The sequence below is a fragment of the Schaalia odontolytica genome (assembly GCF_005696695.1).
GTDB lineage: Bacteria > Actinomycetota > Actinomycetes > Actinomycetales > Actinomycetaceae > Pauljensenia > Pauljensenia odontolytica_C.
The window spans coordinates 1209295-1233111 of record NZ_CP040006.1 but is presented as its reverse complement, the minus strand read 5'-3'; the positions used below and the strand labels follow the sequence as shown (position 1 = coordinate 1233111).

Genomic DNA, 23817 nt, shown 5'->3' with positions numbered 1-23817 from the left:
GGCGTGACCACGAACTCGCACCCTACGCTGACGCCCGACCTGCACGAAGAGCCGGTCGATTTTCCCGTGCCCGCGCCGCTGTCGGGGCATGGTCCCGCCCGTGTGATCGCGATGTGCAACCAGAAGGGTGGTGTCGGTAAGACGACGACCACCATTAACCTGGGCGCCGCACTGGCTGAGTACGGGCGCCGTGTGCTGATCGTGGACTTCGACCCCCAGGGTGCCGCTTCTGTTGGCCTGGGCATCAATGCCCTCGACATGGAGCAGACGATCTATACGCTGCTCATGAACCCGAAGGCGGACGTTAAGGCGACGATCTGCCACACGTCGACGGAGAACCTCGACATTATCCCCGCGAACATTGACCTGTCTGCGGCCGAGGTCCAGCTCGTCAACGAGGTCGCCCGCGAGAGCGCCCTGGCTCGCGTCCTGCGTCACGTCGAATCCGACTACGACGTGGTCCTCATCGATTGCCAGCCCTCCCTCGGTTTGCTCGCGGTCAATGCTCTGACCGCCGCTCACGGCGTCATCGTTCCGGTCGAGGCAGAGTTCTTCGCGCTGCGTGGCGTGGCCCTGCTGGTTGAGACGATCGAGACGGTGCGCGATCGCATCAACCCGCGCCTGAAGATTGACGGCATCGTCGCCACAATGGTCGATTCACGCACGCTGCACTCGCGTGAGGTCCTGCAGCGCCTGCATGAAGCTTTTGGCGACCTCGTGTTCGATACCCGTATCGGTCGCACGATCAAGTTCCCGGATGCTTCTGTGGCCACCGAGCCGATCATCTCCTACGCTCCCAACCACGCGGGCGCCCACGCGTACCGTCGACTCGCGCGGGAAGTCATCGCCCGTGGCGACGCGGCCTGACAGTCTCGAGGTTCAGGGGGAGTTCGACCTCTTCGCGGTCTCGCTCCCGGTTTTTGAAGGTCCTTTCGATCTTCTCCTGTCGCTGATCGCCCGTAAGAAGCTCGATATCACCGAGGTCGCACTCGCGCAGGTGACCGACGAGTTCATCGCCTTTATGAAGGCGTCCCCGGATCTGTCGCGCACGACCGAATTCCTGGTAGTCGCGGCGACGCTACTCGACATGAAGGCCGCTCACTTGCTGCCCAGCGTTGACGAGGAGGATAACGCGTCCGAGGCTGACCTGGAGGCCCGCGACCTCCTGTTCTCGCGCCTGCTGCAGTATCGGGCTTTCAAGGAAGCCGCGAAACACATCGACGCGCGGATGGGGGAGTACGGCTCGTATATCGCCAGGGACGTGCCCCTCGAGCCGCATTTCGCGAGCCTCTTGCCCGATCTCCGGTGGCTGACAACCCGCGAAGACCTTGCTCGTTTGGCTGCTGATGCCCTGTCATCGACGAGCCCGACGGTTCAGGTCGCCCATCTGCACGATCCCGTTGTTCCGGTCCGCGAGCAGGCTCTGATCGTCTCATCGATGCTCGCTGAAGCAGGCCGAATGACCTTCCATGAGCTCGTCGCGGATGCGCCCACGCGAGCCGTCGTCGTCTCTCGCTTCCTTGCGCTTTTGGAGCTCTATAGGCGTGGAGCCATCGAGTTTGAGCAAGACGGGGCGCTTGACACGCTGACGATTCAGTGGACCGGCGACGAGGGAAGCATCGACATCGATGTGGACGACTATACGGGTGCCGGTGACGCGCACTCAGCCACGGCCTCGTCCCCGTCCGAGGCCGTGATTGACACAGAAGGAGATGACGCCGATGAGTGAGACCACGCTGCGCGGTGCGATCGAGGCGATTCTGATGGTGGCCTCGGAGCCGGTTGCCGCGTCCGATCTTGCTGATGTCCTCGGCGTGAGTAGCGCGGACATAGAACAGCACCTGCGCGCTCTCGCCGCCGAGTACCTGGGCGAGGGACAGGAACGCCCGCGCGGTTTCGAGCTGCGCGAAGTGGCGGGCGGTTGGCGCATCTATTCCGCACGGGCATACGCCGATGTGGTCGGGCGCTTCGTTGTCGGATCCTCGCACGCGCGCCTGTCTCAGGCTGCTCTCGAAACGCTGGCGGTCATTGCCTACCGTCAGCCCATTTCGAGGGCGCGAATCTGCCGTATTCGTGGGGTGAACGTGGACGGTGTCGTGCGTACGCTGCTCGCCCGAGGCCTCGTGGAAGAGACGGGACTGACACCGTCTGGCGCGCGCCTGTACGGGACGACCGGGGAATTTCTTGAGAAAATGGGATTAACGAGCCTGTCGGAGCTGGTACCGTTGGCACCCTACCTGCCAGACGCCGACGCGCTGGATGAATTGGAGGAAGAACTATGAGGGCTAACCCCTACACAGAGGGTGGAGTGCGCCTGCAGAAGGTGCTCGCCCAGGCAGGCGTCGCATCCAGGCGCGCGTCCGAACAGATGATCGCCGACGGACGTGTGAGCGTCGATGGCACCGTGGTCCGTAACCAGGGCGTGCGCGTGGACCCGGCGAAGCAGGTCATTCACGTCGACGGCGAGCGCCTCATCCTGGATGAGACGAAGCACATCGTCCTGGCCGTCAATAAGCCGATCGGCACCGTGTCCACGATGAGCGACCCGGAGGGCCGCCCCACGATCGCCGACCTGATCGCCGACTACCCCGAGCGTCTGTACCACGTGGGCCGCCTCGACATCGATACGTCCGGCCTGCTCCTGCTGACCAACGATGGCGAGCTGGCGAACCGTCTGACGCACCCCAAGTACGAGATTCGCAAGACCTACGTGGCGCGTCTGCACGGCGAGGTCAAGCCCGGCGTCAAGCGCACCCTCATGAACGGCATCGAGCTGGAGGACGGCCCGATCAAGGTTGACTCCTTCCGCATCGTTGACACCTACGGCGACATCACGACCGTCGAGATCGTCGTGCACGAGGGCCGCAACCGCCTCGTGCGCCGCATGATGGAGGCTGTTGGCTACCCGGTGCGCGAGCTCGTCCGCACGGGCTTTGGTCCGATCTCTCTCGACCATCTCAAGCAGGGAACGACCCGCCGCGTGAAGGGCAACGCGCTGAGCGCACTGTACGGGGCCGTCGGACTGTGAACACCTCGGACGGCGTCGGCGCGCGCGTCGTGCAAACAGCGGGCCCGGTCCTCATCATCGGATCGGGTCTGCTGGGTGCGTCCCTGGGCCTCGCTCTGCGGGCCGGGGGAGTGCGCGTCTATCTCGACGATGCCTCGCCCACTTCGCTACGCCTGGCCTCCGACGTGGGCGCCGGGCAGGCGTTCGGCGATGTTCTCGCCGAGGCCGGGGTGCGCCCAAGCGAGTGTGGCTCGGATACGCCTTCGTATCAGGCGCCGTCTATCGTTGTCGTCGCGACGCCGCCGGATGTCGCTGACCGTGTGATCGTCGAATCGCTGCTGCGTTTCCCCGACGCGATCGTCACCGATGTTGCCTCCGTGAAGGATGCGGTTGTAGCCGATGTGCTGCGCGGCTTGGAGCGTGAGGGACGTCTCGAGGAAGCCTCGCGTTACGTCGGATCGCATCCCATGGCAGGTCGTGAGCGCAGCGGTGCGGGTGCCGCAGATGCCGATCTGTTCTACGGACGCCCGTGGGTGATCGTTGCGCACGAGTCGACGTGGCCGCGCGCGGTGCTGGTAGCTCGCGCGTTGGCGACGGACGTCGGAGCCGTGCCTCTCGAGATGAACGCGGGCACACATGACCATGCCGTCGCACTCGTGTCGCACGTTCCTCAGCTGGTGTCGTCGATGCTTGCTGCGCGTCTTGTGGACGCCCCAGCCCAGGCGCTCGGGCTTGCGGGGCAGGGGCTTCGAGATACCGCTCGGATTGCGGCCTCCGATCCGCGCCTGTGGACAGCGATTTTGGCCGGCAACGCCGGTCCGGTTGCAGACATCCTGCGTGATCTGCGCACCGACCTCGATGACTTGCTCACGCACCTCGATGCGGCTGCAGAACTCGGCCCCCTACGCGGCGGTTCCGTGGGCGCGATCAATCGGGTCATGACCGCGGGTAATCAGGGCGTCGCGCGTATTCCCGGCAAGCACGGTGGTGCTCCTTCCCGGTATCGCGAGATCGAAGTGCTCATCCCCGACGAGCCGGGCGCTCTCGGTAGGCTTTTCAGCGAGCTCGGCGAGGCAGGGATCAACATCGAAGACTTGGTTCTGGAACACTCTGCGGGTGCGCAGGCGGGCGTCGCCCGCGTCATGATTGACCCGGCGGTCGCTGACCGCGCTGTCGCCGACCTGCAACAGCGGGGTTGGCGACTCATCACCCACTAAACGACCTCGGTGAGGAGAACGTTTTGATGAACGATACGCAGCGTCGAGATGCGATTTCCCGCGTCGGCATCACGATAGCCATCGACGGGCCGGCCGGTTCGGGCAAGTCCACGGTCTCGAAGGCTCTGGCGACCCGTCTGGGCATCGGCTACTTGGACACGGGCGCCATGTACCGTGCGCTCACGTGGTACTGCCTGGATGAAGGCATCGATCTGGAGGATACGGCGGCGGTCGCCGCAGCAGCGGCTCGTATGCCCCTGCGCCTCGTGTCGGATCCGTCGGACCCGCACGTGTGGATCGGCGATTCAGAGATCACCCTTGAGATTCGCGAGCCGCGTATCGCCTTAGCGATCAAGCACATCTCGACGAACCTTGACGTGCGTGCGTGGATGGCGGCCGAGCAGCGTCGCCGAATGATGGAGGCCCGTGAACAAGGCTCCGGCATGATCGCTGAGGGGCGCGATATCACGACCGTCGTCTGCCCCGATGCGGATGTTCGTGTTCTCCTGCTCGCCGATCAGGAGGCCCGCCTGCGTCGCCGGACCCTCGAACTCTACGGAGATGCCACTGAGGAGCACATGGAGATTGTGCGGGCCCAGGTCGAGGGCCGTGACAAGGCCGACTCGCAGGTCTCTGAGTTCATGGTGGCAGCCCCCGGTGTCGAGACCGTGGACTCCACAGGACTCGACATCGAAGGCGTGTGCGAGGCGGTCCTGGTCTTTGTCGACCGCGATCTCGAGGTCCGCGACGCTTCGCGCTGAGGCTGCGTATCAATACACGTGAGTGCCCCGTACCTATTGGTACGGGGCACTCACGGTGAAGGTCTCAGAATCCTGTTCCGTAGGGTCCCTGCACGCCCTGCTGATTGCCGTAGGCCCCGGTGCCGTATGCCGGGGAGCCTGGCTGTGCCGCGTCCGCTGCGGTTCCGTATCCGGCTCCAGCGGCGCCGTATCCGGTTCCTCCGGTGCCATATCCGGTTCCCCCGGTGCCGTATCCCGTTCCCGCGGTTCCGTATCCGGTTCCCCCGGTTCCGTATCCGGTTCCCCCGGTGCCGTAGTTGCTCCCTGTCACGCCGTACTGCGGCCCATTGGGGCCATTGAATGCCGTCGGCGGGGTTGAGTTGCGCTGAGTGGCCTTGAAGATCGCGTACCGTACCAGGATTCCGCCACCAACAATGAGGATCGCCAGGATCCAGGAGATGATTGTGATGGTGGGATTGTTGGAGTGCGAGCGGATTCGGATGCGCCTCGCCGGCATCGTCACGGGCTGTGTCTGTGCTCGCGTTCCTGCAGTGACGGCGGCATGGGCAAATGCGGGAGCGCTTGAGGACACGCTCACCATCGGGCTCGCCACTGCAGGGGACCCCTGCGTGACGAATGTGGGTGCAATCAAGCCTGCGGCTGCCAGAGCAAGGCTCGCCGTGACTGAGAGGAGGTGTCGACTGGTCATCAAAAGAAGCTCTCGTAGATGCAGGGGATACGGACGAAGGACAGTGTAGTCACCTCATGAGCGTCTATTCATCTGTTCCGGCTTCTGACACGTGCCTCGGGGGGCGAGCTGCGTATCAGCTCGATCTGATGAGGGTGTGGCGCGGCGCACTGCGGTCGGCTTGCCTGACTTCGTCAAGGTGCGCTATAGTTCTACAGGTCGCCACGGCGACGAACTGAATACGGGCTGTGGCGCAGCTTGGTAGCGCACTTGACTGGGGGTCAAGGGGTCGTGGGTTCAAATCCCGCCAGCCCGACGAAAAGAACCGCGAGGACATGCTCCTCGTGGTTTTTTGTATGTGCTGACGAGGACTTTTAGTCCCGTGGATCAGTGGGGACCTCGGTCCCTGATCCCTGGAATAACTTCGCTTTGTAATCGAAATGTGACGCAGTATTTTGCGGTTTTATTTCGACTGGTAAACGCGGGTTTTCGGCTAATCTTTCACGTAATTTCGCAGGTAGAAGCGGCGGGATTTGCCCGTTGCAACGGACACATTTCATTCAAGGACTGCAGTAAACTGTTTCACAGGTCGAAGTCGTCAACGGGGATGATTTCGACCTGCTTATCTATGCGGCCACGGTGATGGTCATGCGCGGTTGCGGCGCATTCACTCGGCTTCCAGTGCACACACCGATATGCGCACGAGCCGCGTGAGCTGGCCCGAAGTACAGCCCCGGCCTCGTCCAAAGAAGAACGAGGCCGGGGCAGTGCTGCGTCGGGGGCTAGAGGATGCTCACTCGGAAGTCCCAGCGCCTGTGTCGGTGTTATCGGCTGCAAACTCCTCGAGGGTGGGCGCCTGCGAATCGGGGTTCAGGAACTCAGTCACAGTCGTGACGACGTTGACAGTGGGATCGGTAATACTCATGGCCGTCGTATTGCCGGACTCGTCGACAATGTTCAATCGGTTATCGGGAGTCAGTTCCACGATGAAGAGGTCTTCCAGTTCACCGACACCGGCCTGAGAAATTTCGTGTCGCAGCCAATCCTCGTCTCGGTGGGCGAGGTTGAGGTTGTCAGCTACGATCTGGCCATTGGACACCAGGACGTAGTTGACGCCGCCCTCGCCCTTGCGCCGTACCGTCAGCGAGCCGTTGGCTTCGCGTTGTACGAGGCTGATGTCGCTCAGTGAAAAGATGCCCATGCCGCGTAGCTCTGCGAGAAACTCGACTGGGTCGAGCTTGTTATCCGTGTTGTCGAGCGCGTCCTGAGTAAATCGCCCGCCCTCGATGATCGTGTACGCCTTTCCCATCACGAGAGAGCGGGTCGACATGAACTTCGACATCAGGTAGTTCAGGCCGGAGATGATTCCAAAGGTGACGAGCAGGAAGCTGATGTACTCCGCGAACGAGATTGCGTGGTTGTAGATGACGCCGCCGATAATGCCGCCGAGGATAAAGTTCCCGATAAAGTCGATCGGTGTCAGCTGGACCGTCCGCTGCTTGCCAGTGAGGCGCAGGTGGAGGACGATCAGGGTGATACCGATCAGGAGCTTAAAGACCGTCATCTCGAAACCGTGAATATCGAACATGAGAGCAGTCTATTCGCATGTGGGGACGCGGTTTGGCGTGGTGTGATCAACTCGTCGGATCCGCGTCGATAGCTCCCTGGATGTCGTGGAAGAGCAGATTGGAGATCTCGACCTGCACCGTCTCAACCTTCGGCACGTCGCGCAGCAGCAACGGATCGTCAGCGGAGGTCTGGAGGGCGAGCGTGCCGCAACCGAAGATCCGGTCGTCGAAGTCCTTTTCGATCTGGATGTCGGAGATGCGGGTGAGCGGCAGGTCGTGACCGGTGCGCTTGATGATGCCCGTGCGGGTGATGACTCGCTTCGTCGTCACCGTGTAGGTCGTTGTAATCCACTTGATCCAGGGAACAAGGATGAGTGGAATCGACAGGAGGAGCACTGCGATCCAGATGGTCGCAAGTGCCCAGTAGCGCGCGTTCTCTGGGACGTAGAACGAACCGACCGCCGCTGCGATCACGAGGATCGACTCCACGATGATCGCGGGCAGCAGGGTCTTGATGTGCGTGTGCATGTGGCGGACGACAACCTCGTCCTGACTGAGAAGCTTCTGTGACAGTGCCATGGCACCATCATGCCAGATTCTGCGGCCCTGCGAGGAAGCCAGCCACGGTGGCTGCGTGCTTCACCGAGGCCTGCGGTGCGTTCCCACGATATCGGTGTTCACGATGCCGATCGCCGCCATCAGTGCGAGCATCGTTGTTGGACCCACGAAGCGATAACCGCGGTTCTTGAGGTCGGCCGCGAGGGCTATGGATTCCGGCAGGTGCGTTGGTACCTCGTCCTTCGAACGCGGAAGCGGATCGAGCGTCGGCCGATACGACCAGACCAGTTCGCCCAGATGTGTCGGGCCGTCTGCCGCGGGAGAATCGTTCCTCATAGCAACCGTTGCGCGAGCGTTGCTGATCGCCGCCTCGATCTTGCGGCGATTGTGAATGATCCCGGGTGTGTACACGAGGCGATCGACGTCATCGCTTGTGAATGCGGCGACGCGATCGGGAATGAATCCTTCGAAGGCCGCGCGGAACGCCTCGCGTTTTGCCAGGACGGTGCGCCATGAGAGACCTGCCTGGAAGCCCTCCAAGACGAGGCGTTCGAAGACGCCGGCCTCGTCGTGGACGGGCAGCCCCCATTCGGTGTCGTAGTAGCTGCGTAACAGCTCGTCATGGGAGGCCCACGCAGGCCGGACGAGGCCGTCATTGCACAGGGTGAGGCCCGAGGCTAGGGGAGCAACTGCGGATTGGGCGAGTGTTGTGTCCATGTGTCGATCCTGCGCGCCCAGCGTTCAGCGGTCAAGGGACATCCGCGATGCCTGTGGATAAAGGTGCCGCACGAAAACACCCTGTGGATACACGACGGGGGAGTGGCGACTACGAGTGTGGCCCGCCTCCAGGGGGAAGCGGGCCACGCGTCGGAGGGTTCTCACCTGCGTCGCTTCTCGCGCACACGCACCGAAATCTGAATCGGCGTGCCGGCGAAGCCGAAAGTCTCGCGCAGTCGCCGTTCGATGAAGCGGCGGTATCCGGGATCGAGGAAGCCCGTCGTGAACAGCACGAAGCGCGGGGGCTTGCTCGAGGCCTGGGTGCCGAAGAGAATACGGGGCTGCTTACCGCCACGCAGTGGGTGGGGGTGCGCGGCAACGAGCTGACCGAGGAACGCGTTGAGCTGTCCGGTGGGGATGCGGGTCTCCCAGCCTTCGAGCGCGGTGTCGAGGGCGCGCACGATGCGGTTAGTGTGCCAGCCGGTCTTCGCGGCCAGGTTGATGCGCGGCGCCCACTGGATCTGAACCAGCTCGCGCTCGAGCTCGTTCTTGATCTCCTTCTGGCGGTCCTCGTCGACGAGATCCCACTTGTTGGTGACGACGACGAGCGCGCGGCCCGCGTCGATAACCTGCTGGACGACTCGCACGTCCTGCTCGGTCAGCGGCGTCGAACCGTCGATGAGGACGAGGGCGACCTCGGCCTTCTCGATGGCGGCCTGGGTGCGGATGGAGGCGTAGTAGTCGGCGCCTGTCGTCCGGTGCATCTTGCGGCGGATACCCGCGGTGTCGACGAACCACCACGAGCGGCCATCGAGCTCAATGAGCTCATCGACGGGGTCACGTGTGGTGCCGGCGAGTTCGTTGACGACGACGCGCTCGCCGCCGGCCAGCGCGTTCAGCAGGGACGACTTGCCAACGTTGGGGCGACCGACGAGGGCGACACGACGCGGACCGCCGGACGGCAGGGCCGAGGCAACGGCCGACTCGGTCGGGAGGACCTCCATGACGACGTCGAGGAGATCACCGGTGCCACGTCCATGCAGGGCGGAAATGGGATAAGGCTCGCCCAGGCCGAGGCTCCACAGGTAGGCAGCGTCGGCCTCCTGCAGGGGAGAGTCCACCTTGTTAGCGGCCAGGATGATCGGCTTCTTCTTGGCGCGCAGCATCTCCACGATGCGCTCGTCCGAGGCTGTGACGCCGACGGTCGCGTCTAGGACGAGGACGACGGCGTCAGCGAGGTCGACGGCGATCTCCGCTTGCTCGGCGACGGAACGATCCAGACCTTTGACGTCGATCTCCCAGCCGCCCGTGTCGACGAGCGTGAAGTCGCGACCCGCCCATTCGGCGGGGTACGAGACGCGATCGCGGGTGACGCCCGGCGTGTCCTGTACGACCGCTTCGCGGCGACCAAGGATGCGGTTGACCAGCGTGGACTTGCCGACGTTGGGGCGGCCGACGACTGCAAGAACGGGCAGGCCGGCCGCGACGTCGTCAGAGTCCGCGAGCGCAGACTCGCCGGCCAGGAGCGCCAGGTCCTCCTCGTCCAAGTCGAATTGGTCGAGGTTGGCGCGCATGAGACGGGCGCGAGCCTCGGTCTCTTCGTCGCTCAGTTCGATCGCGTCAGGCGCGGCGCCGGCTGCGTCGGCGATGTAGTTCTCGGCCGCGTCCGCGTCGAATTCGGCGGTCACGTCGGGCTGGTTGTCAAAGTCATTCACCCGCCCAGTCTACGGCGTGGCGCGCCGCAAAGGCCCGATGGGAGCCTGTGCGGCGCGCCAGTTCACAGCTTCGCAGCTTTTATTCGTGCGAGCGCACGTCGCCCACGAGGACCTCGGCGGCGACGGGCACGTCGTTGTATCGGTGGTGGATCCCCTGGATTTCCTGGTACCACTCGGCTCCCTTACCCGTGATGATGACGGTGTCGCCGGGCTCAGCTGCGAGGATCGCGCGTCGCACGGCGTCGCGGCGGCAGGTTGTTACCTCGGTGACGTCTTCCATGCCCGGACGCACGGATGCGATGCCGCGCAGCAGGTAGTCGCGGATTTCCTGCGGGTCCTCGGTGCGCGGGTTCTCGTCCGTCACCCACAGCACGTCGGCTTCGCGCGCGGCGATCTGCGCGAGGTGTTCACGCTTGGTGGCATCACGATCGCCGTCCGTTCCAAAGACGACGACAACACGGCCGGGGGTCAACTCGCGGGTTGAGCGCAGGGTCCATTCGAGGGCCTCGGGCGTATGGGCGTAGTCGACGATGACGAGCGGCTGTCTGCCGGGCGTCGGGTTGACCTTCTCCATGCGTCCCGGGATCTGGGGAGCATCCTCGATTGCCGAGATCACATCCGCAGGGTCGATGCCGAGGCTCACTGCGCTGACGATCGCGACGGCAGTGTTTTGAATATTGACCTCACCCAGGATCGGCATGGCGACGCGGTGCCCGGTGCCTGACGGGTCGACAAGGGAAAATACGGTGCGTCCGATCGTCTGATCGGGCGTAACATCTCGGACCTGCCAGTCGGCGGCCTCTTCGGTCAGCGCGGACACCGTCGTGACCGGCACGGTCGCCTGCTGAGCGAGGCGGCGACCCCATTCGTCATCCACGCAGACGACGCCGTGGCGGGAATGCTCGGGGGTGAACAGGAGTGCCTTCGCCTGGAAGTAGTTCTCCATGTCACCGTAATAGTCGAGGTGGTCATGCTGCAGGTTCGTAAACGCGGCTACGTCGAAGACGATGCCGTCGACGCGGTGCAGGGACAGTGCGTGTGCCGACAGCTCGATAACGCCGGCGCCGCACTCGTACTGTTCGGTGGCCGTCAGGAAGCGTGCGACGACGGGAGCCTCGGCGGTCGTACGCACGGCCTCGAACGAAATGGGGCCGACGTGCGTTTCCACCGTGCCGCACAGCGACGCGTTGGGGAATCGTGACGCGATGGCGGCGCGCATCAGGTAGGAGGTTGTCGTCTTCCCATTCGTGCCAGTCACTGCCATCGTCGTGAGGTGAGTGGCGGGGGATGCGTAGATATTCGCACACAGCTGCGGAACGATGGCGCGCGGGTCGGCCACCTGAATGACGGGCACGCCCAGGCCTCGTTCAAAGGCCTGCGTGCGGCCCTCCTCGTCCGTGAGAACGACACTCGCCCCGGCCTCGATCGCCGCGTTCGCGAAACGAATACCGTGCTGCTTAAGGCCCGGAATTGCGACGAACAGCCAGTCGGCCTCGCAGTCGTCGGACGACACGGTGATGCCGCGCAGGCTGAGGGGGGACTCTGCGATCTGCGCGAGCTGGCCGTCGGCGGCGTAGAACCCCTGGATGTCCAGGCCCGCCAGGGCAGTCTTCAACGGGACCGGCGCGATCGTGGGACGAATATCAGTCACTGAAGTCATGGGTCTACTCTAGTTCGTCGCGACGGCGGCGCGCGCCACACATACCGGCCGTGACACAGTAGGATAGGTGCCATGCAGATTTTGACACGCAACGAAGCAAACCATCGCGCTGCCCATCTTCACGTCTCCGCCATCGACGTTGTTGTCGATATTCGAGGCGCCCAGGACACCACGAATCCGACTTATCCGGTGACGTCGACGCTGACGTTGACGTCGGATGAGGAACGCACCTTCATCGACATCGCTGGTGAGGTCACCGAGGTTCTCCTCAATGGTGAACCGCACGCTTTCGAGGACGACGAAGATCGCGTGTGGGTCGGAGGCCTGCCGGTGGGGGAGACGATCACCCTCGAGGTTCGCGCCCTGGCGAGCTACTCGCGCAGCGGCGAGGGCCTGCACCGCTACACCGATCCCGAGGATGGCGAAGTCTACCTTTACACCCAGTTCGAGCCCAACGACGCTCACCGTGCGTGGCCGTGCGTGGACCAGCCGGATGTGAAGCCCGAGTGGACGTTCCACGTCATTGCTCCCGCAGGCTGGGTCGTCTCCTCCAACGGAGTTGAGACTGCCGTCGAGGCCGTGGATGACTCGGGTGCGCTGCGCCATGACTTCACGGCGACGCGCCCGCTCTCGAGCTACATCACGGCGATTGTTGCCGGCCCGTGGGCGGTCATCGACGGCGGCACGTGGAGCGGCGGAGCGTTGGATGGTGGCCATGCTGAGCTCGAGCTGCGCCTGCTGTGCCGCCGTACGCTCGCGCGCTACCTCGACTCCGACGACGTGTTTGAAGTGACTCGTGCAGGACTCGACTTTTTCCACGAGCGCTACGGAGTGACCTTCCCGTGGGGATCTTACGACCAGGTGTACGTGCCCGAATACAACCTCGGCGCCATGGAAAACCCGGGATGCATTACCTTCAACGAGAACTACATTTCGCGCTCGACGCCCACCTTCTCCGAGCGCCAGCGCCGCGCGAACACAACGCTGCACGAAATGTGCCACATGTGGTTTGGTGACCTCGCCACGCCCTCCTGGTGGGATGACCTGTGGCTCAAGGAGTCCTTCGCTGAGAACCAGGGCGCCAGCGCGATTGCGACGGCCACGCGCTACGTGGGCGAATGGGCGAACTTTGCGATGAACCGCAAGATCTGGGCCTACACGCAGGACCAGATGCCGACCACGCACCCGATCGCCGCCGACATCCCGGACGTCGCCGCAGCCAAGACAAACTTCGACGGCATCACCTACGCGAAGGGTGCCTCCGTTCTCAAGCAGCTGGTTGCCTGGGTCGGGGAGGACGCCTTCTACGAGGGGGCACGTCGCTACTTTGCTGAGCATCAGTTCGGCGCGACCAACCTGCAGGATCTGCTCGTTGCGCTTGAAGGCGCCTCGCAGCAGGAGCTTTCTTCCTGGAAGAGCGCGTGGCTGGAGACCTCTGGCCCGTCGACGCTGTCGGCTTCGTGGGTCACCGATAGCGTCGGTGCGATCACGGACTTCACGCTTCATCAGGGTGGCGAGGCCTGCAACGGTGTGCTGCGTCCCCACCGCGTGACCGTTTCGACGTGGCGCGTCGCTGCCGGGGCGCTTGAGCGTACGCATGTGTTTGACGTCCGCATCGACGGTGACAGCGCCCCCATTGATCCCGAGGGTGTTGTGGCGGTGCCCGGCGGCGCCGCGTCCGCTGACCTTGTCGTCGTGAACGACGATGACCTCACCTACGCGATCTCGCGCCTCGACGAGCGCTCGACCGACGTCGCGCTGGCTTACGTGGGCACCATTGATGCGGCTATCACGCGCGCCGTTATCTGGGCGTCTCTCTGGAACGCGGTGCGTGACGGCTTGCTGGATCCACGCCGCTTCGTGGTCGCTGTTCTTAACGCCGTTCCGTCCGAAACTGAACCCGCGATCCGCGATCGTCTCCTCCTGTTCGTCGCCGAGGCCATTTCGTCCTTCCTGCCGGGGCAGGCTCGCTCGGATGTGCATGACCAGGTGCTTGCGACGACGATTCGTCTGTCTCGTGAGACCGAGGATTCCGATGCGTGGCGTTCGTACACGCGCGCATTCATCGCCGAGTTCGCAGCCCGCGGCGGCGACGAGTATGAGGCCACGGTCCGGGACTTCGCCAGCAGCGACAACCCCGATATCGCCTGGCGTGCGCGCCGCGCCCTGGCTGCACGCGGCCTCGTCGATGAGGAGTCCATCGAGGCCTGGCGCAGTGCCGACGGCTCAGGCGAAGCCGCTCGCATGAGCGTCGAGGCCCTCGCGTCACTGCCCTCGGAAGAAGCACGCGCGCGGGCCTGGGAGTCGGTGTTCTGCGATTCCCTGTCGAACGACTACCTGACCGCAACCCTGGCCGGCCTGCAGGCCTCGTCGTGGGAGGGCGAGAGCGGAATTGAGAGCGCCGTCGAGCGCATGATCTCCTACTGGGAGAGTCACACGATCGGCATGGCGCTGCGCTACGCCAACGGCGTCCTCGCTCTCGGTGTCGACGTTGACCGCGATGGTAGCGTCGAGCGCTCCGTTGGACTGCTGCGCCGTTGGATCGAGGAGCACACGGATGCCCCTGCACAGCTGCGCCGCATAGTCGTTGAGCATCTCGACTCTTTCGAACGCGACGAGCGCGTGCAGCGCCGCTGGAGTTCGGGCCAGTGACACAGCCGGGACATCGAGGCACGAAGCCGGGGGAGGAGCACGACGACGCTCCTGCCCAGGCCTCGTCCGTGGACCCCGCGGCCTCGATGTCCCTGCTCACGTCGCTCCTCGCCAATCCGCTGGACGCCGGTTACGAGCACTACCAAGCAGACCACGGCTCACGGCCCACGAGCCTTGTCAGCCGCATCGCCGTCTTCGCAGTGGCCGTAGCGCTTGGGTTTGGATCGGTCATCGCTATCGATTCGCTGCGGCGCCCGTCCAATGACGTGAAAGCCGACCTGAAAGAGCAGGCTGCTACGCGGACGAGCAATGTCGAAGCCTTGAATGATGAGGTGCAGTCGCTCGGCCGCGCCATCGATGACCTGTCACAGTCTGGCTCACCAATCGCCGTGGATGGTGCGCGAGACCTGGTGACGGCGACACGACCTGTCAGCGGCCCCGGCATCACCGTCACGCTCACGGATCGAAGCGGCCCGGGAAAGGGTAGCGGAGCTGTCCGGGACCAGGACGTTGCGATGGTCGTCAACGCCCTTTGGGCTGCCGGTGCGGAAGCCATTTCAGTCAACGGCCAGCGCATCGGACCAGATACTTTCGTGCGCACCGCAGGGTCGGCCATTCTGGTCAACGTCACCCCCGTGTCCTCTCCCTACGAGATCACGGCGATCGGGGACTCGAACGCGCTGTCCGTTGCGCTCGTCCGCGGCGCTACCGGTGACTACCTGTCCGCCGCTCAATCAGTCAGCGGCATGACTGTGAGCTCGAAGGTCTCCCAGTCGCTGCGCATGGAAGCGCAGGCACCGACCTCATCGCAGTACGCACAACCGCTGGATACACAACCCGAAGGAGACACTCAATGATCGCCGTCATCGGATTGATCATCGGCATTGTTCTCGGCGTCTTGCTCGACCCGACAGTGCCCGTGTGGCTGGCCCCGTTCCTTCCCGTCGCCGTCGTTGCCGGCCTGGATGCACTTTTTGGCGCGGGACGCGCATGGCTGGAGGGGCGCTTCGCAGACCGCGTGTTCGTGACCTCTTTCTTCTGGAACGTCGTCGTTGCATGCCTGCTGGTTTTCTTGGGGACTCAGCTGGGAGTTGGATCCGCCATGACCACGGCCGTTGTCGTCGTGCTGGGTATTCGAATTTTCTCCAACACCGCATCGATCCGCCGTCTGCTACTGAAGGCCTGACATGAGCGAACAGAGCCCAGAGACGATCCCCACCGCGCCCGAGCGTGAGACAGCGCCCCGCGGGCACGGCGTTCACCGTGAGCCACACAGCGGACCGCGCCTGTGGGCGCGGGCGCGGCAGGCGTTCTTCGCGCTGCCCCGTGGTTTGCACGTTGTGATGCTCGTGATCTTTATGATTTTGGGATTCGCTCTTGCCACGCAGGTGCGCGCGCAGCGGTCCGACCCTCTCGAAGGGCTGTCCGAACAAGATCTCGTCACGGTTCTTGATGAGTTGGGCACGCAGGAACAAAACCTACGCACGCGTCGCGGTGAACTGTCCAGCGAACTCGACGAACTGCGCAGTGCCGCGGATGAAGCACAGGCTCGTGAGCAGGCGGCACGTAAGGCCGAAACGCAGGCACAGATCGCCGCGGGCACAGTGCCCGTCCACGGCCCCGGCGTGACGGTCTCGGTCGTCGACGCCGGCGCGAACCTGACGTCGACGCAGTTCGTCATGACGCTGGGCGAATTGCGCAATGCGGGCGCCGAGGTGATCGAACTCAACGGTATTCGCCTCTCAACGAGGTCCTCCTTCACAGGGCAGGCCGGCTCGATTGCGGTTGATGGAACTCCCATTGAGTCGCCCTACACGTGGAAGGTGATCGGGGAGTCTCAGACGATAGCCACGGCGTTGGATATCCAGGCTGGTTCAGCGGCGCAGATGCGCGCCAAGGGCGCCAATGTGGCGATCACGCCGTCGACGGACATCACGATCGAGTCGATTGCAACTCCGCGCCCGCCCCAGTTCGCCACCTACCAGTGAGGTCCCACCGTATAATCGGTGGGGGAGTCACCGTGCCCGCGCTTGTCGGATGGTGAACGTTTACACTTAATACAGTCCCTGAAATGATCGTTTGGAGCGCACAATGTCCGACAACCAGCCGCTTGACCCGACCGCAACCTCCATCTTTGGCCTCGCGCCTGTCACGGAGGACGTCGAGGAGGCGCCCGTTGCCCTGTCCGCTCGCGATCGTGAGGCCGTCGAGGCACTGCCCGCCGGCTCTGCACTTCTCATTGTTCAGCGTGGCCCCAACACGGGCGCGCGCTTCCTCCTTGATCCCGAGGTGACGAACGCTGGTCGGTCGCCCAAGGCCGACATCTTCCTGGACGACGTGACGGTCTCGCGTAAGCACTGCCAGTTCATCGCTTCTAACGGTGGCCACATCGTGCGTGATTCCGGTTCACTGAACGGCACGTATGTGAACCGTGAGCGCGTCGATTCGATCGAATTGCACGCTGGTGACGAGGTGCAGATCGGCAAGTATCGTCTGACCTATCAGCCGTCGACCAAGCAGGCCTGACGTGTGCGCAGCTCTTGCACGTCGTCACGAGGTTGCTTCCGCGCAGGAAGTGACCTCGTGGCCGCATGATGCGGACCATTCGCCGGAGCTGTCGATCGGCCGTGTAGTCGATGCACTGAAGGACGAGTTCCCTGCGATCTCGTTGTCGAAGGTTCGCTACCTGGAGAGCGAAGGCCTTGTCTCGCCCGCTCGCACCGGGTCCGGGTACCGCAAGTACTCGGCCGCCGACGTCGAGCGGCTGCGCTACGTGCTAACGGAGCAGCGCGATTCTTTCACTCCGCTGAGTGTGATTCGCGGGCAGCTTGATGCGCTCGATGCCGGTCATGCGCCCGTGCGCCGTCGCGTCGCACAGGTTGTGTCCTCAGAGGGGCAGACGGTGTCGCTGGGGGGCCGACGGGCTATTCCGGCGGCGGATCTGTCGGATCTGACGGGCGTCGATATGGATACTCTCGAGCGCTATGCGCGGCTGGGGCTGATCACTCCGGATCTGGCCGGTTATTTCCCTTCTCGCTGCGTGCAAGCCGTTTCTACCATCGCCCGTCTCGAATCTGCAGGGGTGGATGTTCGTGTGCTGCGTGCCGTTCGTCAGGGCGCGGAACGTAGTGCGGATATCATCGACCAGACGGTTTCCTCTCAGAGGGGACGAGGCCGTGGCGCGGACCGTGAGCGTGCGCGCGCCCGTGCTATCGAGCTGGGCGACCTGTTCGCCGAATTGCACCGGGATATGCTGGCGGTGGCGGTGTCGTCGCTGGCTGAGGACGGGGACTAAGTCTCATGTTCAACATGAAGGTTAGACTCGCCGGGTCGGTCATTGACCGAGCCTCGCTCGTGCTCTACCGTAGTCCTGTTCTCATCACGTATTACCTGCAAGGAGCCCCCGAGTGAGCGCACAAGCGAACGCCGCAAGCCGGCAAGGCATGCTGTTCGGCGATCCCCTCGAGGGGCTCGACACGGACGAGATGGGCTACCGTGGTCCCGTTGCGTGCAGCGCAGCAGGTATCACCTACCGTCAGCTCGATTACTGGGCTCGCACCGGTCTGCTGCAGCCGTCGATCCGCGCCGCGCGCGGCTCCGGCTCGCAGCGTCTCTACTCCTTCCGCGACATTCTCGTCCTGAAGGTCGTCAAGAAGCTTCTGGACGCCGGCGTTTCTCTCCAGCAGGTCCGCGTTGCCGTGTCGTCGCTGCAGAACAGGGGAGTGGATGACCTTGCGTCCATCACGCTGATGAGCGACGGTGCGTCGGTCTATGAGTGCACCTCCACCGATGAGGTCATCGATCTTCTTCAGGGTGGACAGGGCGTCTTTGGTATTGCCGTGGGCCGCGTCTGGCGCGAGGTCGAGGGCTCGCTCGCGGAGCTGCCCCTTGAGCGTTCCGAACCCGCGTTCGTCGACGAGCTCGCCGAGCGTCGTCGTTCGAAGCTTTCAGCTTCCTGACACGTGTCTTTATCGTGAGTGTGGGGCCCAGGCGCGATGCCTGGGCCCCACACTTATCAAGCGGCGAGCGCCGCCTGCGCGACTAACGCCGGCCGAGAGGACGCGTCACGGTGTAGGCGGCCTCCAGATCCGTGATTTCCACGGTGACCATGCCGTTTTCGTCGACAATGTAGGACTCTTCGATGAGAGGTCCATCCTCGGTGCGGATGACGGGGACGGCCGACAGGTCGATGTCAGAGCGGCGCAGGGAGCGATCGAAGGGAACGATGACCTCTCCGTAGGGCTGCAGGTCGCCGCGGGGCACCCCGGCCTCGTCGAAGGAGGAATACTCGACGAAGCGGAAGTATCCGATGTTGTGCGCGGCGCGGTAGCGGCGCTTAATCGTGAGGGTCTCGCCGGGAGCAAGCTCGGTGTTCGGTTCCAGGAGCGTGTCGAACGAGATGAATGAGCCGGCCTCGCGCTCACGGAAGACGCCGACGCCACGCGAGAGCTGTTCGCGCACCGTGTACGCGGCCTCGGGGTCGGCGCCGATGGCCAGGCCGATCGCGGTCGAGGCTGCCGTGTGCGGCGAGCGGTGCACGCGGCGGCCAAAGCGCGAACGGAGCACGCGGGCAACAAGTGGCAGCTGCGAACCACCGCCAACGACGTAGAGGCCGGCGATGTCACCGCCGAGCTGGCCAACTCCGGATGCGTCCGGTACTAACAGGGGCTCCATGGCCTCGATCGTTGCCTCGACCAGGGGAGTGGCGGCCTCGTAAAAGTCGGTGACGGGAATCGTCACAGGCTTACCATCGACGGGCACGGTGATGAACTTCGTCGAAGGGGAGAGAGTCTCCTTCGCGTCGCGTGAGTCTTCGATGAGACGCTCCCACGCCTCGTCCCCGAGCTTGCCTGAGTCGGTCCCGGCGGCAGCGGCGAGGCGGGTGGCGAGCACGACGTCGAAGTCGTCGCCACCGACCATGTTGAGGCCGCGCGAGCCCATGACCTCGTGGAGCGTGCCCGTGGCGGAGACAATGGAGGCATCGAAAGTGCCGCCGCCCAGGTCGTAGACGAGGATTGCGGTGCGCTTGGAATTGAGTGTGCCCGCATGGCGGTGCGTGTACTCGAAGCCTGCGGCAGAAGGCTCGTTAACCATCGCGAGGACGTCCCAACCCGCGCGGCGGAAGGCCTCAAGGGTCAGGAAGCGCTGCGCCGACCATGCGTGGGCCGGGATGCCGACGAGGGCCTCGAGCGGCTCCGAATCCGGAAGCGACGCGATGGAGGAGTTGGTGCGCAGCTGGCGCGCGACGTAGCTGAGGAAACCTGTCAGCGCGTCGAGGATCGAGATGCTGTGATTGCCCAGACGCAGCGTGGACGTGTCAGTCACCGACGGATCGGACAGCAGACGCTTAAAGGAGCGCAGGTGAGGAGCACCTTCGCGGGCAGCGTCTTCGGCGTCGAAACCGTAAACTAGGCGGTCGCCGTCAAGAGCGATGATAGACGGAACGAAATCGACCGTATCGTCGTGATTGTTGACGAAAGAGACGATCGGGTAGTTCCCCCGATCGACGATAGCGATCGCAGTGGTCGTGGTGCCAAAATCAACTCCGAGTCTCATGGCACCCACACTAGCGTTTAAATAGGGGAGGTCCTAGGACGTCTCGCCGGGCGTTCCCACATTCCCCAGTAAGGCCCTGTTTACAATGGTGACAAAGAGCCAAGCGAGCAGGAAGTATGCGCATCCAGCAATGGCATCAACCACATAATGATTGGCTGTTGCGACGATTGTCACGATGGTTAAAACGGGGTGGACGGCGAGAATGAGCCGGGCCCACCATGAGCGCCAGACGTACGTGCCGAGCATGATTGCAACCCACACAGACCATCCCGTGTGCATCGAGGGCATGGCGCCGTAGGGGTTCGCAAGCGTGCCAAACAGCTGAGAATATGCGGACGTGTGCTCGGCGACGGCATCGACGAAACCAAGCTCAGGTACGAGGCGCGGGGGAGCCAGGGGATAGGTCCAGTAGGTGATGAGCGCACCCAGCGTCATGATGACGAGTGTCCATCGGGCGATCCGATAGTGAGCGGGGGCCTTCAGCCATAAAACAACCATGGCAAAGCCGGTCATCGCGAAGAATGACACCGCGTACTGGGTGGATGCGAGAGATGCGAGCAGTGGGTGGGCCGTGAGCCAGGCGTTCGCGTGACCTTCAATAAACAGCCCGAAGCGGGACTCAAAGGCGGCGACGTCGTGTGCGTGAGCGACCGCGACAGACTCTGGAGCCTTCGCGAGGAATGACAGGATGGAATACGACAGGCACGCTAGCGCGAGAACGATGGTCTCTCGGATGGCAGGGGGGCGCCGGGTGCGCACGTCTAGGTCTGTCGTCATGGGTGTAACTGTACCGCGTGGTCGGAGAGCGGTCGATAAAGAAAATCAGACATAATGTACATTATCGGATCGTGGGGCGGGGTTGAGACGAGGCCGTGGGAGCGTTCCGCTTGACGTGTCAGATAGAATGGACCCGTTTCGTTCTTTTGTTCAGGAGGCTGTTATGGCTGACCGCGCGCTGCGTGGCATGCAGATCGGTGCGAAGTCCCTCGAGTCTGAGGACGGTGTCGTTTTCGCCGACCGTTTCATCGTTCGTTACGCGTGCCCCAATGGCCACGAGTTCGAGGTGACGCTGTCCAGTGAGGCCACCGCACCTGCGACGTGGGAATGCAAGTGTGGCCAGGCGGCTGAGCTCATCGGCGAAACCGTCGAGGATGAGGAAAACAAGCCCGTCAAGCCGCAGCGCACCCACTGGGACATGCTGCTCGAGCGTCGCTCGATCGAGGAGCTCGAGGTCGTTCTGACCGAGCAGCTTACGGCGTACCGCGAGGGGCGCCTGCGTCCCGAGGGTTCCTACCGCAAGGGCTAACGCTTCGGCAAGATCCGTCGCGCGGCCTGGGCCAGTCGGCTCAGGCCGCCTTTCGTTACCATCACGAGCTCCTCGACGAAAATAGACGAGTCGAGCTTCGATTCACCGGCCATGCGTTCGTCGAAGGTGATCGGAACTTCGGCGATAACAGCGCACAGGGAGCGCTCCAGCTCGGTCATTTCGACCTGGAACCCGAATCCTGTCGTCGCTACCCGACCGAGAACCTCGAGTTCACTCAGGAAAGATGCGCGGTGTAGGCGCAGACCTGCCGTCGCATCGCGCACGGGTGTCCCCAGACAAAAACGGACATAATAATTGCCGGCTTTGGACAGGGCGACACGCTTCGCAGACCAACCATTGATGGCACCGCCGGGCACCCAACGCGACCCGATGACCAGGTCCGGGCGATCCGGACCAGCCATGCGGCTCAGTAGCTTCGGCAGATCAACGGGACGATGCGAGCCGTCCGCATCCATCTGGAGAATGAAGGGGTATCCGTGGTCGATGCCCCAGCCCATGCCATCGACGTAGGCGGTGGCAAGCCCCGACTTCGCGGGGCGATGAAGGACGTGGAGACGTTCCTCCCCCTCGCGTCGGTTGTCGACCCACTCCCCCGTCCCGTCTGGCGACGAATCGTCGACGATAAGCACGTGCGCGCCCGGCACGTGTGCCCAGATGTCGTCCAGAATCGTCGGCAGCGTCGACATCTCGTTGTACGTTGGGATGACGATCAGGGTGTGGTCGCCGGATGGTGACGGAGAGGAAGGAACGGATTCAGTCATGACTCACATCTTGCCGAATTTACTGGCCGGACGCACGTCTGGCGCGCGCTGATGCCCTGATTCCTTGTCCGATAACTGTTGTGGTGGTGAGAATTGCGATGATCAGCGTCGCCACCATTACGGCACCTGGAATCCTCTCCCCCGCCAAAGCCGTCAACGTCTGCGAGGTGCGAAGCGGGATGTCGGCAGCGAGCGTTGCTGCCTCCTCGGTACCCGTACTCGCGAGAATCGATCCGTCGGGACGAATCACGTACGAGTGGCCGGTCGTGGAAGCCTGAACGGCACTGCGCGAATACTCCATTGCGCGCATGCGCAAGAGCTGGCCCTGCTGCGCGGACTCGCCCGAGGATTGGAAATGATAGTTGTTCGAGGGAACGACGATCGCCTGACCGCCACGAGAAACGCCGTCGCCGATCACGAGGGGGTACGCAGCCTCGAAACAGATACCGACGGCGAGGGGAACGCTGCGCCCGTCGCGCGCCTGGATCGTCATCAGGGGAGGCTCCTCCCCCGCTTCCATGTCCTTGCTGGACTGAGCAACTTCGGTCGCGAACGAAGCAATGAAGTTCCGGAAAGGAATGAACTCGCCAAAAGGAACGGGAACGTGCTTGGAGTAACGTGCGGCCTCGTCCATTCCTGTGCCCGGCTCCCACACCGCCAGCCAGTTCTTCACGCGGTCGCGCTCGTTCAGGTTCGTGTAGCCGATCAGGATCGGTGCATCCAGCGCGGAGGCGGCTCGATCGACGGCCTGGCCAATCGCCGGGAATGCAAGCGGATCGCGGTCAACGGAACCCTCGCCCCAGAGCGCGATGTCGATCGGGTGATCGGTGACCTGCGGCGAACTCGCAAGCTCGAGCGACGCCCGCATGTTGTTATCGGTCACTTCGCCCTCACGGCTGTATGCCTCGGCTCCGGGCAACGCGATATCGCCTTGGACGACGCCGACGCGCAGCATGCCGTTGTCCGCCTGATTGGGCAAAGAAATTGCGAGGGGCGCGACGTATACGGCGGCGACGATGACGGCCAATGCCGGGCGTGAAAACCAGTGCTCACGTACAACGGCGGCGTCGCGAGCCGCGAAGGCGCGGCGCACAAGAACGGCAAGAAATACGACGACTGCGGTGATGAGCGTCGTTCCTCCGTAGGGTGCGAGATGACCGAGGGGTGAATCCACCTGAGGCAAGGCGACAGATCCCCACGGAAAGCCCGACCACGGCCAGCGTGAGCGAGCAGCGTCGACGCCTGTCCAGGTCAGCGCAAACAACAACGCCTGGACGAGCGGACCGCGCGCCCACCGCCACAGCGGAGTCCAGCGCGCGAAGAGCACCCATGCCATTAGGAAGAGAGTCTGCACGAAGGCGAGGACGAACCATGGGGGTGTCGTGCCAACGGCCAGCGGAATCCAGTCGATGAGAGGAACCCAGAAGCTCATGCCGAACACGAAGGTCACCGTCAACGCGCGCGGGGCCCTGGCCTCGTCAATGCGCGACAGAAACAGGGCGAGGGCAGGCACCGATAGCCACCACCAGCCTACGGGTGGAAACGACGCATACAGCGCGAGGCCGGCAATCGCGGCGATGATTGAATCGCCGCACACGTGCGCAAACGATGCGCGCTGGAAGATGTCTTGATGCCCCACTAGCCCTCCAGG

24 protein-coding genes and 1 tRNA gene are annotated in these 23817 nt (G+C 63.6%); 15 read left to right on the top strand and 10 right to left on the bottom strand.

Going from position 1 to position 23817, the window contains the following annotated elements; genetic code table 11:
* Nucleotides 1-3: 3 nt before the first annotated feature.
* From FBF35_RS05455 to cmk, 6 genes are read left to right on the top strand one after another with little or no spacing between them, the layout of a single operon-like run.
* Nucleotides 4-867, top strand: coding sequence for a ParA family protein (locus FBF35_RS05455; protein WP_060567312.1), 864 nt, complete (start codon nucleotides 4-6; stop codon nucleotides 865-867).
* Entirely contained in the window at nucleotides 851-1729 is an 879-nt protein-coding gene (locus FBF35_RS05450; RefSeq protein ID WP_060567311.1) for a segregation and condensation protein A, read from the top strand. Before FBF35_RS05455 ends, FBF35_RS05450 begins: the two co-directional genes overlap by 17 nt.
* Nucleotides 1722-2282 (top strand): SMC-Scp complex subunit ScpB, encoded by a 561-nt coding sequence (gene scpB / locus FBF35_RS05445; RefSeq protein WP_060567310.1) that lies wholly within the window; start codon nucleotides 1722-1724, stop codon nucleotides 2280-2282. Before FBF35_RS05450 ends, scpB begins: the two co-directional genes overlap by 8 nt.
* Entirely contained in the window at nucleotides 2279-3028 is a 750-nt protein-coding gene (locus tag FBF35_RS05440; RefSeq protein WP_003792436.1) for a pseudouridine synthase, read from the top strand. Before scpB ends, FBF35_RS05440 begins: the two co-directional genes overlap by 4 nt.
* Nucleotides 3025-4224, top strand: a complete 1200-nt coding sequence (locus FBF35_RS05435; protein WP_060567309.1) for a prephenate dehydrogenase — start codon at nucleotides 3025-3027, stop codon at nucleotides 4222-4224. Before FBF35_RS05440 ends, FBF35_RS05435 begins: the two co-directional genes overlap by 4 nt.
* Before the next feature lie 26 nt (nucleotides 4225-4250).
* A complete protein-coding gene (cmk, locus tag FBF35_RS05430) occupies nucleotides 4251-4985 on the top strand; it encodes a (d)CMP kinase (RefSeq protein ID WP_060567308.1) in 735 nt (244 codons plus the stop codon).
* A gap of 64 nt (nucleotides 4986-5049) precedes the next feature.
* On the opposite strand, the gene FBF35_RS10485 is transcribed toward cmk, so the two are convergent.
* Nucleotides 5050-5487, bottom strand: coding sequence for a hypothetical protein (locus FBF35_RS10485; protein WP_060567307.1), 438 nt, complete (start codon nucleotides 5485-5487; stop codon nucleotides 5050-5052).
* A gap of 407 nt (nucleotides 5488-5894) precedes the next feature.
* On the opposite strand from FBF35_RS10485, the gene FBF35_RS05420 reads away from it, so the two are divergent.
* Nucleotides 5895-5968: transfer RNA gene (locus FBF35_RS05420), tRNA-Pro, on the top strand.
* A 477-nt stretch (nucleotides 5969-6445) separates the two neighbouring features.
* Here FBF35_RS05420 and FBF35_RS05415 read toward each other — a convergent pair.
* From FBF35_RS05415 to FBF35_RS05395, 5 genes are all read right to left on the bottom strand, one after another.
* Nucleotides 6446-7240 carry a DUF421 domain-containing protein gene (locus FBF35_RS05415; protein ID WP_060567306.1) on the bottom strand — a complete coding sequence of 265 codons (795 nt, stop codon included), beginning with the start codon at nucleotides 7238-7240 and terminating at the stop codon, nucleotides 6446-6448.
* 46 nt (nucleotides 7241-7286) lie between these two features.
* Nucleotides 7287-7799, bottom strand: a complete 513-nt coding sequence (locus tag FBF35_RS05410; RefSeq protein WP_034466856.1) for a PH domain-containing protein — start codon at nucleotides 7797-7799, stop codon at nucleotides 7287-7289.
* A gap of 60 nt (nucleotides 7800-7859) precedes the next feature.
* On the bottom strand, nucleotides 7860-8495 hold the full coding sequence (locus FBF35_RS05405; RefSeq protein ID WP_060567305.1) for a DNA-3-methyladenine glycosylase I: 636 nt from the start codon (nucleotides 8493-8495) through the stop codon (nucleotides 7860-7862).
* Between the two features lie 161 nt (nucleotides 8496-8656).
* Entirely contained in the window at nucleotides 8657-10210 is a 1554-nt protein-coding gene (der, locus tag FBF35_RS05400; RefSeq protein WP_060567304.1) for a ribosome biogenesis GTPase Der, read from the bottom strand.
* A 79-nt stretch (nucleotides 10211-10289) separates the two neighbouring features.
* Nucleotides 10290-11870, bottom strand: a complete 1581-nt coding sequence (locus FBF35_RS05395; protein ID WP_060567303.1) for a UDP-N-acetylmuramoyl-L-alanyl-D-glutamate--2,6-diaminopimelate ligase — start codon at nucleotides 11868-11870, stop codon at nucleotides 10290-10292.
* A 72-nt stretch (nucleotides 11871-11942) separates the two neighbouring features.
* Here FBF35_RS05395 and pepN point away from each other — a divergent pair, with 72 nt between their 5' ends.
* The 7 genes from pepN to FBF35_RS05360 all read left to right on the top strand — a co-directional run bounded on the left by pepN (nucleotide 11943) and on the right by FBF35_RS05360 (nucleotide 18481).
* Nucleotides 11943-14522 carry an aminopeptidase N gene (pepN, locus tag FBF35_RS05390; protein ID WP_060567302.1) on the top strand — a complete coding sequence of 860 codons (2580 nt, stop codon included), beginning with the start codon at nucleotides 11943-11945 and terminating at the stop codon, nucleotides 14520-14522.
* Nucleotides 14519-15379 carry a DUF881 domain-containing protein gene (locus FBF35_RS05385; RefSeq protein ID WP_060567301.1) on the top strand — a complete coding sequence of 287 codons (861 nt, stop codon included), beginning with the start codon at nucleotides 14519-14521 and terminating at the stop codon, nucleotides 15377-15379. Before pepN ends, FBF35_RS05385 begins: the two co-directional genes overlap by 4 nt.
* Complete coding sequence (locus tag FBF35_RS05380) at nucleotides 15376-15708, top strand: small basic family protein (RefSeq protein WP_060567300.1); 333 nt, start codon at nucleotides 15376-15378, stop codon at nucleotides 15706-15708. The genes FBF35_RS05385 and FBF35_RS05380 overlap by 4 nt, the downstream gene beginning before the upstream one ends.
* Nucleotide 15709: 1 nt before the next feature.
* The gene (locus FBF35_RS05375) at nucleotides 15710-16510 is read left to right on the top strand and encodes a DUF881 domain-containing protein (RefSeq protein WP_060567299.1); all 801 of its coding nucleotides are present in this window, start codon (nucleotides 15710-15712) and stop codon (nucleotides 16508-16510) included.
* Nucleotides 16511-16613: 103 nt separating this feature from the next.
* Entirely contained in the window at nucleotides 16614-17048 is a 435-nt protein-coding gene (locus FBF35_RS05370) for an FHA domain-containing protein (RefSeq protein ID WP_003792423.1), read from the top strand.
* A 1-nt stretch (nucleotide 17049) separates the two neighbouring features.
* Complete coding sequence (locus tag FBF35_RS05365) at nucleotides 17050-17817, top strand: MerR family transcriptional regulator (protein ID WP_060567298.1); 768 nt, start codon at nucleotides 17050-17052, stop codon at nucleotides 17815-17817.
* Between the two features lie 112 nt (nucleotides 17818-17929).
* Nucleotides 17930-18481 carry a MerR family transcriptional regulator gene (locus FBF35_RS05360; protein WP_034466881.1) on the top strand — a complete coding sequence of 184 codons (552 nt, stop codon included), beginning with the start codon at nucleotides 17930-17932 and terminating at the stop codon, nucleotides 18479-18481.
* An 82-nt stretch (nucleotides 18482-18563) separates the two neighbouring features.
* On the opposite strand, the gene FBF35_RS05355 is transcribed toward FBF35_RS05360, so the two are convergent.
* Together FBF35_RS05355 and FBF35_RS05350 are read right to left on the bottom strand one after the other, a co-directional pair.
* On the bottom strand, nucleotides 18564-20078 hold the full coding sequence (locus tag FBF35_RS05355; protein WP_060567297.1) for an Hsp70 family protein: 1515 nt from the start codon (nucleotides 20076-20078) through the stop codon (nucleotides 18564-18566).
* Nucleotides 20079-20111: 33 nt separating this feature from the next.
* Complete coding sequence (locus tag FBF35_RS05350; RefSeq protein ID WP_060567296.1) at nucleotides 20112-20855, bottom strand: phosphatase PAP2 family protein; 744 nt, start codon at nucleotides 20853-20855, stop codon at nucleotides 20112-20114.
* Nucleotides 20856-21018: 163 nt separating this feature from the next.
* On the opposite strand from FBF35_RS05350, the gene FBF35_RS05345 reads away from it, so the two are divergent.
* Nucleotides 21019-21384 carry an RNA polymerase-binding protein RbpA gene (locus FBF35_RS05345; RefSeq protein WP_060567295.1) on the top strand — a complete coding sequence of 122 codons (366 nt, stop codon included), beginning with the start codon at nucleotides 21019-21021 and terminating at the stop codon, nucleotides 21382-21384.
* On the opposite strand, the gene FBF35_RS05340 is transcribed toward FBF35_RS05345, so the two are convergent.
* Both FBF35_RS05340 and lnt read right to left on the bottom strand, forming a co-directional pair.
* A complete protein-coding gene (locus FBF35_RS05340) occupies nucleotides 21381-22166 on the bottom strand; it encodes a polyprenol monophosphomannose synthase (protein WP_060567294.1) in 786 nt (261 codons plus the stop codon). The genes FBF35_RS05345 and FBF35_RS05340 overlap by 4 nt on opposite strands.
* Nucleotides 22167-22185: 19 nt before the next feature.
* Nucleotides 22186-23805, bottom strand: coding sequence for an apolipoprotein N-acyltransferase (lnt, locus tag FBF35_RS05335; RefSeq protein WP_060567293.1), 1620 nt, complete (start codon nucleotides 23803-23805; stop codon nucleotides 22186-22188).
* Nucleotides 23806-23817 lie beyond the last annotated feature (12 nt).

Coding starts and splice junctions, on each gene's coding strand:
- FBF35_RS05340 (WP_060567294.1), bottom strand. CDS start 22,166: ATGACTGAATCCGTTCCTTCCTCTCCGTCACCATCCGGCGACCACACC.
- FBF35_RS05395 (WP_060567303.1), bottom strand. CDS start 11,870: ATGACTTCAGTGACTGATATTCGTCCCACGATCGCGCCGGTCCCGTTG.
- FBF35_RS05350 (WP_060567296.1), bottom strand. CDS start 20,855: ATGACGACAGACCTAGACGTGCGCACCCGGCGCCCCCCTGCCATCCGA.
- FBF35_RS05440 (WP_003792436.1), top strand. CDS start 2,279: ATGAGGGCTAACCCCTACACAGAGGGTGGAGTGCGCCTGCAGAAGGTG.
- FBF35_RS05345 (WP_060567295.1), top strand. CDS start 21,019: ATGGCTGACCGCGCGCTGCGTGGCATGCAGATCGGTGCGAAGTCCCTC.
- FBF35_RS05410 (WP_034466856.1), bottom strand. CDS start 7,799: ATGGCACTGTCACAGAAGCTTCTCAGTCAGGACGAGGTTGTCGTCCGC.
- FBF35_RS05380 (WP_060567300.1), top strand. CDS start 15,376: ATGATCGCCGTCATCGGATTGATCATCGGCATTGTTCTCGGCGTCTTG.
- FBF35_RS05370 (WP_003792423.1), top strand. CDS start 16,614: ATGTCCGACAACCAGCCGCTTGACCCGACCGCAACCTCCATCTTTGGC.
- scpB (WP_060567310.1), top strand. CDS start 1,722: ATGAGTGAGACCACGCTGCGCGGTGCGATCGAGGCGATTCTGATGGTG.
- cmk (WP_060567308.1), top strand. CDS start 4,251: ATGAACGATACGCAGCGTCGAGATGCGATTTCCCGCGTCGGCATCACG.
- FBF35_RS05375 (WP_060567299.1), top strand. CDS start 15,710: ATGAGCGAACAGAGCCCAGAGACGATCCCCACCGCGCCCGAGCGTGAG.
- FBF35_RS05355 (WP_060567297.1), bottom strand. CDS start 20,078: ATGAGACTCGGAGTTGATTTTGGCACCACGACCACTGCGATCGCTATC.
- FBF35_RS05405 (WP_060567305.1), bottom strand. CDS start 8,495: ATGGACACAACACTCGCCCAATCCGCAGTTGCTCCCCTAGCCTCGGGC.
- pepN (WP_060567302.1), top strand. CDS start 11,943: ATGCAGATTTTGACACGCAACGAAGCAAACCATCGCGCTGCCCATCTT.
- FBF35_RS05415 (WP_060567306.1), bottom strand. CDS start 7,240: ATGTTCGATATTCACGGTTTCGAGATGACGGTCTTTAAGCTCCTGATC.